The following is a 13207-nucleotide window of genomic DNA, read 5'->3' on the forward strand; positions in this document are numbered from 1 at the left end:
CTTTATTTGATCTAACACATACCATTCATAGACTATCGCTTGTTATTTGTCATGAGTTAGTTAAAGTGACGAGCTTAATTCGTTATCTGGTTTTGCAAATAGGCATGATAGTATTTTCACCTAACTCTTCAATCGGTCGATTACTTTTACTGAGAACAATCGCGATTGCGCTACAACTAATAATGGTGTTAAGCGGGGCTTACTTTTTTAACAAAGAAATTACTTTGCTACCTGCGTTTATTGTCATTGGTATTGAATCTTTATTTCAATTAGTCAGTGTCTATGCCTATCGCAATACCAGTGAAGCGGCACCTACAGGTATGTTATTTCAATTACTGGCTGATCTGTTGTTCTTAACCGTCTTATTATCGCTGTCTGGTGGCGCGAGTAATGCCTTTGTGTCTTTATTACTGTTGCCAATTGTTATTGCGGCCGTCACTGTACCTAAAAAGTATGTTGTTATTGTCGCAGGTTTAGCATTAGCAAGTTATGGCTATTTATTTGCCACTATGCCAAGTCATCATTTACATCATATGGACATGCATCAACATTTAACAGGCATGTTGGTCAATTTTGTTTTCAGCGTTATTGTGATTGTTGCAGTCGTAATGGCGTTAGTAAATCAAATTCAAAACAAAGAACATAAACTTGCAAAAGCACGAGAACAACAACTAAAAAGTGAGCAAATTATGGCATTGGGCAGTGCAGCGGCTCAAGCAACACATCAATTGGCAACACCCATCGCGAATTTAAATCTCTTGTTTGAGGAGGTTCAGGAGGATATGCCTGAGCATCCCGCTATTGCAGATATTCAAGTCGCGCTTACGCAATGTAAAACTCAACTAAATAGTTTTAGACGACAGACGGAGAATTTTAAAGAAGGTACTTCTGATAAAGCTAAATTGGTTTCGGAAGTCTTGGCGGAGCTTGTGACGTTAATGGCGCTTCAGTACCCAGAGCAAAAACTTGAATGCTCTGATGAAACTGGTAGATTAATGGTCAGCTCTGACCCGATGTTGATCCCCGCAATATTGAATATTTTGAGCAATGCAGCCCATGCTAATCAGCATAATGCTCATAGCACTATTGTATTATCGAGTAAAATACAGCAAAGCCGTTGGCAATTGACCATTGTGGACAATGGCAAAGGCATTGACCCGCAAAAACTCAGTGAGTTGGGTCACGAAATTGTACAAAGTGATGATGGAATGGGGATTGCGTTGTTACTTTCTCACGCTACATTTGAACGGTTAAATGGAAGCCTAACAATTGAAAATCATATGAGTTTAGGGGCTCAAACACGCCTTTTACTCCCTGCAAAATTAGCCAAATAATGAAAAAACTAATAATTATTGAAGATGATATCGCCTTTTCAAACACGTTAGCCCGTAGATTAAGTAAATATGGCTTTGAATGTGCAATTGTGAATGAGGAATGCAAGGTTTTACTTACCTGTGATGAGTTTATGCCTGATTATGTATTGTTAGATATGAAATTGACAACGCAATCAGGCTTGCATTTTATTGAACCAATTAAAGCACGATTACCGAATTGTAAACTGGTTCTTTTGACAGGGTTTGCCAGTATTGCCACCGCAGTTGAAGCAGTAAAATTGGGGGCCGATGATTATTTGACGAAGCCAGCAGATACCCAAGTTATATTACAAGCGTTAACAGGTCAGATCCCCAAAGGAAATACGAACACCGAAGAGGTGATTATGTCACCAGAGAGGTTGGAGTGGGAACATATTCAGCAGGTTCTCAAAAATAATGCAGGAAATATTTCACATACTGCGCGGCAATTGAATATGCATCGACGTACGTTGCAACGGAAACTACAAAAGAAGCCGGCACCAAGATAAATCAAATTAAAGTGAGAGAATGTTGGGTTGATCACGGTCTGTTTATTAACTAAATTAAAATAATAGTGCGTAAGAGATACGAGACATGGAGATACTTGAACTTAATTATTGGGCGGTATTACTTGCTGCTTTATCTACATTTATGTTGGGTGGGATATGGTATTCATCTTGGCTTTTTGGACAAATGTGGATGGAGGGGTGTGGCTTAACAGAACTAGACCTAAAAAATAGCGACCCCAAACTGATATACGGCGTTGCAATGTGTTTATCACTGGTCGTATCTTTTTCGATGGCACTGCTTCTAGGTAAAGATCCGACATTTTGGAGTGCGGTTGTATTCGGCTTATTAACAGGGCTTGGCTTTGTCACTGCGGCGTTTGGAATTAGCTATATTTTCGAGCAAAGACCACTCAAACTTTTGTTGGTTAATGGCGGCTTTCATACGGTTCAGTTTATACTCAATGCTGTTGTGTTAAGCCTTACTGGATAAAATTAATGGCAAAACCGAATAAATCAGGACCGACACGAACGGTTGATATCTTTTGTGCAAAATGTAAAGCCACTCTGTTTAAATATCGTAAAGGAGGGAAGGGGGCATTGGTAAAGTGCTTTATTGAGCGAATATCAAAAGACTTTACACATGATCAAGTGCACTGTCCTGAATGTGATACTCTTTTTTCTCGGCAAACTTTGATCCGTGGCACGCCAGCATTAAAAATAATTGGGGGTAAAGTGACGTTTAAGTGAAGCGGACAATTGCCCTGTATTTAACATGCTTAAATGGTAGGATTGCCCGGTTTTGTGCTGTTTCAACGATTGAAAATAACCCTTCCCATGGACCGGGCCAGTCAGTTTGGGTGACTTTTATTGTCGATATTATTGTATCGGCTGCACAGATGGAAAAGACATGATCGATTTATTGTTTGATGTTATTGGTATGAGTGGTACTGGGTTAGTAGTTGGCGCATTCTTTATGTTGCAATTGGGAAAAGCAAACCCAGAGAGCCTCACTTATAATCTGATGAACTTATCAGGCGCCATTCTTTTACTTATTAGCTTATGTTACAACTTTAATTTGGCCAGCTTCGTCATTGAGATATTCTGGATTGCGGCTTCTTTGATAGGCCTATATAAGTACTTTAAAGCCAAACAGTCTACAGCAACAGCTTAAATATCAATAAACTCCGCTAAAAGCTTGCACAGTTAGCCATCGCTTGTATTATTAAAGTAGAATTGGTTGCTGTGCGGTGGTTTCTCTATATTGCGAGCAACATTCTTGCAATATAGAGAATGTGATGAAAAATAAATTAGTATTGTTTATAACTGGGTGTGTTTTTTCACTTTCAAGCTTTGCTCAGACGGATCCTGACGAGGGGCTATTTGAATTATCTTTTGAAGAATTGCTCGATGTAAACATTAGTTTAGCTACCAAAACCGCAGAAACACGCGCAAGCGTCCCCTCGAGTATCACTGTTTTCAATCAACAGCATATTTCTTTATTAGGTGTAAATAGCGCCTATGAATTAATGAATTTTGTGCCAGGCTTTCAATCTACTCGGGGTGATTGGGTTGGTGCAGTTCCAAAAGAACACACACGCGGTGTTTATTTAGACAGTGGCAATGTATTAGTCATGATTAACGGCCTTCGGCTAAATGAATCATCGTTTGGTAAAGCCTCTGTGTACATGCCTTTTATTCCTGTTGAAATTATTGAACGCGTTGAGTTTATACGCGGCCCTGGTTCGGCTTTGTATGGTAGTAATGCATTTCTAGGCGTCATGAATGTTGTTACAAAACAAGATGCGAATCAAATCTCGGTTGCGCTGGGAGAGCAAGGACATGTAGAAGGGAGTGTTAATCTGTTTAAGCAACTGAATGAAGAGATTGATGTATATGCCAATTTATCATGGCAAACACGCAATGGTGAGCGTTACATGCCTTTTAATGTGCGTGATCCTATAGAAACACATTTTGTTGAGTTGGGGATGAAATGGCAAAATGGACGGCTTTCTATACATCATAATCGAACTAAACTTCGGGAGTTTGTAAATTTAGCTGGCTGGTCGGTAGGGAATGAACACAATAGCGAAAATATTGCGTTTAATTTGACACATCAATGGTTAAGCAATGAAAAGTGGCAGGTAACCAGTGATGTTCAATTTATTGAGCATGAAATAATAAGCAATGGCTTAATTGCACCCGCCGAGTTATTGGGTTTAGAGAGTGACTTTTTTGTAGGTCCAGCTTGGCAAACACAAGATGCCACCATTAAGTTAGATGCTTCTTACACATTTGATGCTGAACTTGTATTGAACTTTGGCGCTGAATATTCGGAAGAAGAGCAATCGAAAGCTGGGATCAGGACAAGCTATTTCGATTTTGAACGTGGCGATGTTTACGTTGATAAACCGTATGATCAAAATGGATTAACGACGGTCTACGATTACGATGCTTTTAGTGGTCTGTTACAATCATTTGATTCATATGCGGTTTATGGTCAAGTTAAGTATGGTATTACCCCTCATACGACGTTATTTTTAGGGGCTCGATTTGATGAGGTGAAACACATTGATAATAAGCTCTCACCTCGGTTAGCGATTATTTATAATATTTATGAGCACCATACCGTAAAGCTTCAATATGGGGAGTCATTTAGAACGCCTGTGAGTAACGAGTTGAATTCAAATGACGATGTCACCATTGGCAATCCAAACTTAAAATCTGAATATGTTAAAACAACGGAGCTGGTTTGGCATGCCCAGTATGATTCGTGGCAGGCTGACGTGGTTGTATTTGATAATGAACTAGAAGACTTTATCAACCTAGTACCGATTGATGCAGAGCAAGGTCGTTTTACTTTCGATAATGTGTTTGAAACAAGTATGCAGGGTGTGGAGCTCAACGGTAACTTCAATTTGTCGAACAACACATGGTTTGAACTAGGCTATACACAATTATTCGATGAACCGTTTAATGCCAGTTTTAAACGCTTTGGTGCATTGGCATTAACACATCAGTTCTTAGATTTTCAATTGAGTCTTAATGCAGTTTGGCGTGATAGCGTTTTTGTTGAATCGCTTGATCTGAGCGTTTCTCCACATTTTAATCAATCGGCCTATTTTGTTTTTGGTTCAAGTGTTACTTGGCAATTATCACCTGTCCAGTCGTTGCAGCTAAAGGCACAAAATCTATTTGATAAAGGCTATGTTGTATTTGACCCTAGAATGCTTGATGGACAGCTTCCTGCAAAAGGACGGAACTTGCGTTTACAATACAGCTATACATTTTGATTTTAAAGCGAATATTCAGTTTTAATTCATACATAAACCTGCCAATCTAGATACCTATTGATATCAATTTCCCCAGTGTTGTGCCGCAACTTATAAGAAAACTTTGATCTAAAACAAAGAAAGAATAATTATATCTACAATGCAAATCTAAATGAAAATAATTATTGAATGCACCTTCTTTATTGGTTAGTATTTCGCGCGGTGAAACAATCTAATAAAAAAAGATGGGATAATTGTGAAAAATATTAAAAATATTGCGTTAACTTTAGTTTGTACTGCGGTACTAGCTGCATGTAGTGGTGATGATGGAAAAGATGGCACAGTTGGAACCGCTGGTGTTCAGGGTGAACAAGGCGTTGCCGGTGTCAGTAATTTCGTGACAGCACAAGATGTTGTTAACACAAATGCGCAACATGCATATGCAGCATTTGCCGATTCACTGATCGCAGCTAAATTTTTACAAGAAAAAGTTAATGAATTAGTTCAAAACCCTACCGAGGCTAATTTTACTGCGGCGAAATCAGCATGGTTAGCAGCGAGAGAACCTTATGGTCAAACTGAGGTATATCGATTCCGTGAAGGCCCTATCGATGCGTTAACAAAAAATGAAGCCGGTGAATGGGTGCTTGTCGATGGTGAAGGTCCAGAAGGTGCAATTAATGCGTGGCCTTTAGCTGAAGCTTTGATTGATTATACGATTGATATGGATGGTAACGAAGGTCGTGGCAACGCTGCTGTCTATCAAAATGGTGGAAATATTATTCATGACGTAACGTCATTCCCTGTTATCACCAAAGCACTTCTACAAGAAAAATTTGAATTAGATGGGGAAGAAGCTAATGTCACTTCAGGTTACCATGCAGTTGAGTTCTTACTTTGGGGGCAAGATTTAAACGCTGATCTTACTTATACCGCAAACCGAGATTACACAGCTGGTCACCGCCCTGTTACTGATTTTTATACCGCCGCAACCATCCCAGCTGATGAAGCAAATGGCAGAACATGTACATCTGGTGAACAAGGTGCACAAGATGCTGTATGTGAGCGCAGAGCACAATTTCTAACTGCAGCAGCTGATTTGCTGGTGGATGATTTGCAAAACGTTGTTAACGCATGGAAACCAGGGTCTGGCTTTCACTATAGTGAATATACAAAAGCAGAAAATGTTGATAAGAGTCTAGCATCGATGTTTGAAAGTATGGGTCGCTTGAGCTTCGGTGAGTTAGCGGGTGAGCGTATGAGCATTGCGGTTCGAACTGATAGTCAGGAAGATGAACATTCGTGTTTTTCTGATAATACACATAGAGATATTTGGTTAAATGCAAAAGGTGTTCAAAATCATTATTCAGGTTCTTACACCAAAGTCGATGGTGAAGCACTTATAGGTGCCAGTATTCATGATCTGCTTGTTGTAAAAGGGCATCATGAACTAGCAAATGAGCTTCGTGCAGCTTTTGAAGCAACGATGGCGACGGCTTCGGTGATTGATAACACAGCTAAGCTCGGCATGTCTTTTGATGTTCAAATACAAAATGAACAAAATAAGCAAGATGTCTATGCGACGATTCAAGCGCTTGTAAAGCAAACAGAATTGATACAAAAAGCGGTTGATGCGCTTGGCTTAGAAATTGATAACTCACTTAAAGGTGATACGGAAGAAGATATCTAATACATATCCTTTAATTTCTATAGTGGCTGATGCAACGTCAGCCTTTTTCAGTTTTCTGCATTGCAATTTTGCATTGGAGAAGTAGGGGCACTGAAGATGAATTTTTTAAATAAATATAACTATATAGCGGCATTGTTAGTCACTATTTTGCTGTCGGCGTGTGGCGGCGGTTCGAGTGAATCAAGTAATCCAACCACAGGCACACCGCCAGATACCAGTACACCACCAGATACCGTTCCAGATACGTCAAATCACGCATTTTCAATTACCGCAAATGATGGGTTACCACCATTATTAACAGATAAAGCAGATAAGAATGAGCATTTATCGGCGGGTGTTGCAACGACAACAATCCAAAACAATGATGCTTATAGCCAAGCTATTCCTGCAATTGTGCAACAGCCAGAGCGTGATGCTGTTTTTAAAGCTGGAGATCATACATTTAGAAGTAATCATGATGGCGAAGGTCCATTGTTTAATAATACGAGCTGTCAAGGTTGCCATATCAAAGATGGCAGAGGCGAGGTGCCGTCATCGAGTGACGAGCCAATGATGAGCATGTTTTTAAGGGTGGGGGATTCAAAAGGTCGTATCGATCCAATTTATGGCGACCAGATCCAAGTGTTTGGCGTAATTGAAGGTAAATCAGGACCTATATTAGCCAAATATCAAGGCGCGATTAACGAAGGCTTATCCTACGGTGAAGCATATACTTGGGTTGAATATGAAACACAACAGGGTGAATTTTCAGATGGGGAGAGTTACACACTTAGAAAACCCATCTATAAAGTGAAAGATTTGGCATATGGGGATTTTAATGAAGATGTCAGGCTTTCGGCTCGAGTGACGCCACATGTATATGGCTCAGGCCTTATAGAAAGCATTCCTGAATCGTCAATTCTGGTCTACGCAGATCCAAATGACAGTAACAACGATGGTATATCGGGTCGCGCTGCATATACATCGCAACCTATCACTGGCGCTCGCGAGTTAGCAAGGTTCGGACAGAAGGCCGTTACAGGGTCGATACTACAGCAAATATCAGGTGCGTATCGCGGAGATATGGGGGTGACCAGTAGCCTAAATCCTGAAGAGCCGTGTACGAATTTGCAACCAGCGTGTGATCAGCAAGCATTGCGAGAAAATAACAGGCACCACAATGGTGTAGATCTAAATAATATTGACTTAGCACAAGTTGAATTTTATAACCGAACGCTAGCTGTGCCTAAGCGTAGAGGGTTCGACGAAGCGAGTAATACATGGAACTCAGACGTATTAGCAGGAAGAGGTTTGTTCTATAAAGCTAATTGCCATAGTTGTCATGTACCACGCCATAAAACCGGTAAGGCGCTCGGTAGTGTTTTAGGAGATGTTGACTTGCTACAAATCAAAGAAACTAAAACCAATATTACCGCACTTGAGGACTTAGTGATTTATCCTTACACAGATTTGTTATTGCATGATATGGGGGGGTCCTGTGATGTTACTCGAGAATTGGCGTCGGGTGAAAGTTGCACTAGTGGTGAGCAGTGTGTGTATGTCCAGCGATGTGACGGGTTAGCCGATGGACGTCCGGAGGGAGATGCAACAGGAGTAGAATGGAAAACCCCGCCTTTATGGGGGATCGGTTTAGTGAAGACGGTTAACCCTAAAGCGACTTTTTTACATGATGGTCGGGCATTGACAATTGAAGAAGCGATTTTATGGCACGGCGGTGAAGCGCTTGCGGCTCAAAAAAGCTATATCAACATGACTAAAGCAGAGCGCTCAAACTTACAGGCATTTTTGAACTCGTTATGATAATAAGACGTAACTATCGACTAAATATGCGGATTATTATCGGCGTCATACTGTTCGTTGGTGCTGCTTTATATAAAGTAGCGGAATCCTTTGATGATACGCCGCAATTTAGCGCGAGTGAGTTCAAACCTGGAGGCGAGACAACCCGTAAATCAGTGTCTCACCGCACATTTGTGTATCCAGCAGAGAATGTGCCAATTATGACTCAGTTAGATTTTTGGGATGGGTTTTCTTTTTTTAGAGATCCATGGGTTGCATCACCGGCTATTACCAAGGATCGGGATGGATTAGGGCCGCTGTTTAATGCTCGGTCATGTAAAACATGCCATGTAGATGGTGGCCGTGGAAAGCCACCGAATCATGGGGAGCTTGCGCCACCAGCGTTGTTGTTTCGGTTTTTGAATATAAAGAGTTACATGGCAGACAGTCGATATGGCGGACAACTACAACCTCTTAATGTGCGTTTGTCTCATGCTAATTTGGACGGGCCAGTGAAAGGCGAGGGGCAAGTTCGCGTGTTTTATGACCAGATAGTCGGAACATATACCGACGGCACTGAATATACCTTACGAAAACCTCGATACCAATTTGAGAATTATCATTATGGTCAAATGGATAGTGACTCTAGGCTATCAGCACGTTATGCACCTGCAGTTTATGGTATGGGGCTATTGGATGCAATTAAAGCAGAAGACTTGCTAGTACAAGAAGATATCGACGATCTCGACGGTGATGGAGTCAGTGGAAAATACAACTTTGTTGTAGATGCGATTGACCAGACTCGACAGATTGGCCGCTTTGGCTTTAAAGGACTGCATAGCACATTAGAGCAACAAATTGCGGGAGCCTTTGTAAATGATATTGGTATTACTAATCCAATATTTGAGCAAGAACAATGTTTACCTCATCAAGTTCGATGTCAACAAGCCGCTGATGTTGATCCTAATGGCACACTAGATATACCAAAAAAGCTACATGACCTCACTGTCTTTATGGGTCAAACCATAGCCGTGCCACCTGCTCGGGATTTAACCAGTGATCAAGCGATACAGGGGCGAAAACTTTTTTATCAGATTGGGTGTAATACATGCCATACCCCGAGCTATATAACGGATCCTGATTATGTTATTGCGGCAATCGCGGGTCAAAAAATTTGGCCTTATACCGATTTGGCTTTGCATGACATGGGAGAAGGACTGGCAGATGAAGGCATAGAAAATTCAGCAACTGGTATTGAATGGAGAACCCCGCCGCTATGGGGGATTGGTCTACAAAAACGCGTACAAGGCTTCGCTGCGTATTTGCATGATGGTCGAGCCAGAACCATAGAAGAAGCGGTGTTATGGCATGGTGGTGAAGCAAAGTCACATCAACAAAAATTTATTGATCTAAAAATAACAGAACGTGAAGCATTACTTCACTTTATTAATCAAATTTAACCGAGGCTGGATCTGCAATGAACTTATTTTCGGAGCCTAGAATGGCGTTACACACATTAAGACCTATTGCTTTAATATTAGCAGGCGTATTTAGTTTTTCTTTCTTGTCAGGATGTGGTGGTTCATCTGGTGGGACGGATACAACCCCGACAACCCCAACGACACCTACAGTACCAACGACTCCGACTGTCGGTTCATTAAGCGTGAAAGATGGTTTAACGAAGCTAGCAGCAAGCTTAGTTGATAATACAATATTACCAGCGTACCAAAATATGTACTCAGCGGCTAAAAAGTTAGAAAGTAATAGCACAGAATTTTGTGCGTTAACTACGCCTTCAAATACTGACTTAGAAAAGCTAAAACAAACTTGGCGTGAGACCAATCTGGCTTGGCAGGCTGCAAGAACTTTGAAATTCGGGCCGATTGCTGAGACATTCTACTACTCACGAGTGCAATTTTGGCCGATATCGGCCAGTAAATTAGCCTTAGATGTAGAGGCTGCACTGGCAGAAAAAAGTGATTTTTCGGAAGGGTTTGGTAGTCAAAAACACCAAATTCAGGGCTTGCCAGCAATGGAGTACGTGTTGTTTAACAGTGATCCTGCAACATCGCTAGTCGGCGCGCAAGATAAGGAGAATAGGTGTGGCTATGTTAAGGCTATTACACGTAATGTAAGTGATATTATGGAAGATACCTTATTACAGTGGAACTCAGGGTACGCGCAGAGTTTTAAAGATGGGAGTGGCGATTTCGATAGTAAAAAACATGCATTAGAGAAGTTTCTTACTATCTGGTTTGAATATCTAGAGATCATCAATGACGATAAGTTGAAAGCGCCGTTAGGTATTGGCATCCCAGGTAAGCCTGATTTACTCGAAAGTGCCATCAGCTTAAGCTCATTAGATAATATAGCTGTTAACATCAATACCTTATTTGCTCAGTATCAAGGGGGCAATGAATTTGGTTTTGACGATTACCTAACTCAAGTTAATGATCGAGAAGATGTCAATACTGCACTTATGACGGCGTTTGATACTTTATTGGCAAATGTAAATGGACTTAAAAATGACACGTTAACTGATTTAATTAAAACAGATGAGGGTCGGGTCAAATTACAAGAACTCCGCAAAGCTATCACAGAGCTACGTACCATTATGAGTACTGATTTTGTACAAGTGACAGATCTTGCTCCAGGGTTTAATACTAACGACGGAGATTAAACTTGGCAGGCAATACAATACAGCTTGATGGTAGGCGAAAGTTTTGCAAGAACATGCTCGCAATTGGTGCAGCAGCGTCGGCTGCTGTGCTAATAAGCGGTTGTGCATTTTCGCAAACGTCACAGTTTGCCAGTGCATTCACCGACCTGTCAGGAAGGCATTTTATTGGGTGGTTCGACCATAATGGTAATATGCTTGGCCGAGTTGAAATACCAGAGCGAGCGCATGATTTAACTTATTGTGGTAAAAATAAAACGCTCTTTGCGTTTTCACGGCGACCAGGTAACAAATTATACGTTATTGATATTAATGCCGGTGCAATAAAAAAACAGCTATTATCTTCTGTTGGGCAGCATTTCTATGGACATGGTTTCTTGACTGAGAGCGGGGACTTTTTGTATACCACAGAGAATCGGTTTGACAAGAGTTATCAAGCATATGAGGGAGTGATCGTGGTTCGCAACACGACTACCTATGCAATTGAAGCCGAGTTTTTAAGTGGTGGGGTAGGCCCCCACCAACTGGCATTGATGAATCAAGGTAATACAATTGTGGTTGCCAATGGAGGGATCCATACTCATCCTGCAAGTCCAAGGACCAAACTTAATATTGAATCAATGAAGCCCAATATCAGTTACTTAGATGCTATGTCGGGTAAGTTAATGGGATCATTTTCTCCACCGAATAATCAGTTAAGCACACGTCATTTATGCGTGTCTAATGATGATAAAGTGTATGTAGGGTGCCAATATCAGGGGGCTAAACACCATACTCAGCCACTTATCTTTTCACATAAGTTAAGTGACGAGTCTGAACTAGAAGCGCTCAATACAGAATTAAATACATGGCGAGTGTTTAATCAATACACGGCAAGTCTGGCCATAGACCCTATGAATAAGCGCCTTGCTGTTACGTCGCCCCGAGGCGGAGTAATAAGCTATTGGGATACTCAAACAGATAGCTTACTTGAGGTAACTAAACAGCGAGATTGCGCTGGTATAGCCAGTAGTAATGGGCAATTTATGGGAAGTACGGGGCGAGGTGATCTCATACTGCAAGATAAGCGAAAAGTGAGATTAAAGAAACATCAACTTAAATGGGATAACCATATGATACATATGGTATAAAGTAGGGGCGCGGATGTGAGTGATTTTAAGCGTTTGTGGCTTACTTTTAGCTGCGCCCTGGATATTCCTTCGGAAATAACAGAGTTAACATTCAGAATATTGTATTATTCATATGGTTTATTAATAATTATTTAGTCAAGCTTGGATAGCACGACTTTTATTTCATCTCTGACTTTATCAATATTCAACACAATCTTATCAACCGCTATTTTATCTTCATGAAGCTGTGGCCAATTGTCACGCCAGACCTGCTCTAAATTGGCAGCACTTTTTTCTATGTCAGTAGAGGTTAATGCACTGAAGTCGTTAATAAGTCCCACTTTTATCCAGCCTTTTCTTGGATTACCTTCGACTTTATCTTGGTCGTAATAAGCGTAATAAATAATTTGCTCTAGTGACGCGAGCTCTTTTAATGTTTCAAAACAGGCGACTCGGATATTGTTATTGGTCTCGGTTGATTCTAGACGCCATATATTATATGAAAATCCAACCAGCGCAAAAATCATACTAAAGATAACGCTAAGTTGGTAAAGCTGAAATTTTTTGTCGTTCATATATATGACAACCTTATTTTTTGGTAGTTACTGTTTAGATATTTTCATTTATAGCATGGTCCTAGCATTTATTCTCATCATCATGAGTTTTGAAATATGCTTAGTTGTGTATATTTTTCAAAGTATTGATTTGATATAACATATCTTTATTGCTTTTTAAAGATACGTTCCATATTTATATTGTTAACATTTGTAAGTAAAAGTTTACACTAAAACTATACACTTAGGTTTGATGTTTATTTGAACA

The 13207-nt window shown here is 40.5% G+C and carries 12 protein-coding genes; 11 read left to right on the forward strand and 1 reads right to left on the reverse strand.

Translation table 11 applies throughout. From position 1 onward, the window contains the following. Positions 1-104: 104 nt before the first annotated feature. The 11 genes from PAUR_RS22985 (at position 105) to PAUR_RS23035 (ending at position 12406) form a co-directional block, all read left to right on the forward strand. Positions 105-1334 (forward strand): ATP-binding protein, encoded by a 1230-nt coding sequence (locus PAUR_RS22985; RefSeq protein WP_192510043.1) that lies wholly within the window; start codon positions 105-107, stop codon positions 1332-1334. Then, positions 1334-1861, forward strand: a complete 528-nt coding sequence (locus tag PAUR_RS22990; RefSeq protein ID WP_192510044.1) for a response regulator transcription factor — start codon at positions 1334-1336, stop codon at positions 1859-1861. The genes PAUR_RS22985 and PAUR_RS22990 overlap by 1 nt, the downstream gene beginning before the upstream one ends. Positions 1862-1946: 85 nt before the next feature. After that, positions 1947-2351: a DUF1761 domain-containing protein gene (locus tag PAUR_RS22995; protein WP_192510045.1), complete on the forward strand. Its 405-nt coding sequence runs from the start codon at positions 1947-1949 to the stop codon at positions 2349-2351. Positions 2352-2356: 5 nt separating this feature from the next. After that, a complete protein-coding gene (locus tag PAUR_RS23000; RefSeq protein ID WP_192510046.1) occupies positions 2357-2608 on the forward strand; it encodes a hypothetical protein in 252 nt (83 codons plus the stop codon). 160 nt (positions 2609-2768) lie between these two features. Beyond that, on the forward strand, positions 2769-3032 hold the full coding sequence (locus PAUR_RS23005) for a CBU_0592 family membrane protein (RefSeq protein ID WP_192510047.1): 264 nt from the start codon (positions 2769-2771) through the stop codon (positions 3030-3032). Positions 3033-3156: 124 nt separating this feature from the next. Next, complete coding sequence (locus tag PAUR_RS23010; protein WP_192510048.1) at positions 3157-5151, forward strand: TonB-dependent receptor plug domain-containing protein; 1995 nt, start codon at positions 3157-3159, stop codon at positions 5149-5151. 235 nt (positions 5152-5386) lie between these two features. Continuing rightward, positions 5387-6820: an imelysin family protein gene (locus PAUR_RS23015; protein WP_192510049.1), complete on the forward strand. Its 1434-nt coding sequence runs from the start codon at positions 5387-5389 to the stop codon at positions 6818-6820. A 96-nt stretch (positions 6821-6916) separates the two neighbouring features. Further along, positions 6917-8620 carry a di-heme oxidoreductase family protein gene (locus PAUR_RS23020; protein ID WP_192510050.1) on the forward strand — a complete coding sequence of 568 codons (1704 nt, stop codon included), beginning with the start codon at positions 6917-6919 and terminating at the stop codon, positions 8618-8620. Next, complete coding sequence (locus PAUR_RS23025) at positions 8617-10059, forward strand: di-heme oxidoreductase family protein (RefSeq protein WP_192510051.1); 1443 nt, start codon at positions 8617-8619, stop codon at positions 10057-10059. Before PAUR_RS23020 ends, PAUR_RS23025 begins: the two co-directional genes overlap by 4 nt. 17 nt (positions 10060-10076) lie before the next feature. Then, positions 10077-11279 carry an imelysin family protein gene (locus PAUR_RS23030; RefSeq protein WP_192510052.1) on the forward strand — a complete coding sequence of 401 codons (1203 nt, stop codon included), beginning with the start codon at positions 10077-10079 and terminating at the stop codon, positions 11277-11279. Between the two features lie 2 nt (positions 11280-11281). After that, positions 11282-12406, forward strand: coding sequence for a DUF1513 domain-containing protein (locus tag PAUR_RS23035; RefSeq protein WP_192510053.1), 1125 nt, complete (start codon positions 11282-11284; stop codon positions 12404-12406). A gap of 131 nt (positions 12407-12537) precedes the next feature. On the opposite strand, the gene PAUR_RS23040 is transcribed toward PAUR_RS23035, so the two are convergent. Further along, positions 12538-12960 (reverse strand): hypothetical protein, encoded by a 423-nt coding sequence (locus PAUR_RS23040; protein ID WP_192510054.1) that lies wholly within the window; start codon positions 12958-12960, stop codon positions 12538-12540. Positions 12961-13207: the final 247 nt, after the last annotated feature.

It is taken from the genome of Pseudoalteromonas aurantia 208, assembly GCF_014858725.1.
In the GTDB taxonomy this organism is placed as follows: domain Bacteria; phylum Pseudomonadota; class Gammaproteobacteria; order Enterobacterales; family Alteromonadaceae; genus Pseudoalteromonas; species Pseudoalteromonas aurantia.